The following is a 1,907-nucleotide window of genomic DNA, read 5'->3' on the forward strand; positions in this document are numbered from 1 at the left end:
CGACAGGGTGCCGTTGGCAAACGCCAACTGGCGCGAGCCCTCGGCCAGCGCAGCCACCAGCAGCGCCCCCACGATCACACGCACCAGCCCTTGCCTCATGGCCCGTACCCATCCCCATAGCCGGCCAAGTTCTCGAAGCGCGTCAGCGCACTGAGGAACGCCAGCTTGACCGTCCCCGTGGGCCCGTTGCGCTGCTTGCCGATGATGATCTCGGCCACGCCCGGCTCCGTGCACTTCTCCTTAGTGTAGTACTCGTCGCGGTAGATGAACATGATGATGTCGGCATCCTGCTCGATCGCGCCCGACTCGCGCAGGTCGGCCATCATCGGCCGCTTGTCGGTGCGCTGCTCCACACCGCGGTTGAGCTGCGACAGCGCGATCACTGGGCACTGCAGTTCCTTGGCCAGCATCTTCAGACCGCGCGAGATTTCGCCCAACTCGGTGGCGCGGTTTTCGCCGTCGCTGTTGCTGCCGCTCATCAGCTGCAGATAGTCCACGACGATCAACCCCAGCTTGCCGCACTGGCGGGCCAGCCGCCGTGCATTGGCGCGCAGCTCCGCTGGCGTCAGGCCGGGCGTTTCGTCGATGAATAGCGAGACATGACGCAATTTCTCGATCGCTTCGGTCAACCGCGGCCACTCGTCGGGCGTGAGCTTGCCGGTGCGCAGATGACTCTGGTTGATGCGCCCGATCGACCCCACCACCCGCACCGCCAGCTGCGCCGCCCCCATTTCCATCGAAAACACCGCCACCGGCAACCCCTCGTTGAGGGCGACGTGCTCCGCGATGTTGATGGCAAAGCTGGTCTTGCCCATGCTGGGACGCGCCGCGATGATGATGAGGTCCCCTGGCTGCAGGCCCGCCGTCATGCGATCGAGGTCGATGAAGCCAGTGGGCACCCCGGTGATGTCGTTGGGGTTGTCCGCCATCTCTTGCACGCGGTCCAGCAGCTGCACCACCAGCTTGTCCATCGACTGAAAGCCCTGCTTCATGCGCCTGCCCTCCTCGCCGATGGACAGAATCTTTTGTTCTGCCTCGTCGAGGAGGGTGGCCACCGGCTTGCCGCGCGGAGCAAAAGCCTGGGCGGCGATGTCGTCGGCAGCGGCAATGAGCTTGCGCAGAATGGCGCGCTCGCGCACGATTTCGGCGTAGCGGCGAATATTGGCCGCGCTGGGCACGAACTGCGCCAGCTGGTTCAGGTACGCCAGCCCGCCCACCTCGTCGGCGCGGCCCAGGCACGCCAGATGTTCGTTGACGGTGACCACGTCCGCCGGCTTGCCGGCATTGACCAGCGCCTCGATCGCTTCCCAGATGCGCTGGTGCTCGGGCCGATAGAAGTCGGTGGCGGTGACGACGTCGGCCACGCGATCCCAAGCTGTGTTGTCCAGCAACAACCCACCCAGCACGCTGGATTCGGCCTCCAGCGAGTGCGGCGGCAGGCGCAGCTGCCTGAGCTGCGGATCGTCGTCCAGCAGCGGCAGGGTGGGCGGCGTCGGGTCGTAGTCGGCAGTGCTCATCGGGCGTGATTGTGGCAGCAGCGCACCCGTCATCCCCGAGCCAGGGTCGCCGCTCACCCCTGCGTCGTCCACCGCCGTCGCCACGCGGCCGCATCGTGCGCGGCCAGCCACACCATAAAGTCGTCGGCAGGCAGCGCGCGCGCCACCAGCCAGCCCTGGATGGCGTCGCAGCCCAGTGACGCCAGAATGCGCGCCTGCTCGTCGGTCTCGACGCCCTCGGCCACGGTCTGCATGCCCAGCGTCTGTGCCAGCCTGACGATGGCGGTCACGATGGCGCGGCCGTCGGTGTCCTGCCCCAGGTCGGCAACGAAGGAGCGGTCGATCTTGAGCCGGTCAAAGCCCAGCCGCTTCAGGTAGGCCAGGGACGAGTAGCCGGTGCCGAAGTCGTCG

The 1,907-nt window shown here is 66.9% G+C and carries 2 protein-coding genes; both read right to left on the bottom strand.

Features of this window, described 5'->3' with window-relative positions; genetic code table 11:
• Positions 1-95: 95 nt before the first annotated feature.
• Positions 96-1,517 carry a replicative DNA helicase gene (gene dnaB, locus V7Z54_RS09900; RefSeq protein ID WP_334136250.1) on the bottom strand — a complete coding sequence of 474 codons (1,422 nt, stop codon included), beginning with the start codon at positions 1,515-1,517 and terminating at the stop codon, positions 96-98.
• A gap of 53 nt (positions 1,518-1,570) precedes the next feature.
• Positions 1,571-1,907, bottom strand: a 337-nt coding sequence (locus V7Z54_RS09905; RefSeq protein WP_334136252.1) for an EAL domain-containing protein, incomplete at its 5' end; no start/stop codon positions are given.

The sequence above is a fragment of the Tepidimonas sp. genome (assembly GCF_036824975.1).
Taxonomy (GTDB): domain Bacteria; phylum Pseudomonadota; class Gammaproteobacteria; order Burkholderiales; family Burkholderiaceae_C; genus Tepidimonas.

Excerpts from the sequence above, each read along its gene's own strand:
- dnaB (WP_334136250.1), bottom strand. The coding sequence starts at position 1,517 with ATGAGCACTGCCGACTACGACCCGACGCCGCCCACCCTGCCGCTGCTG.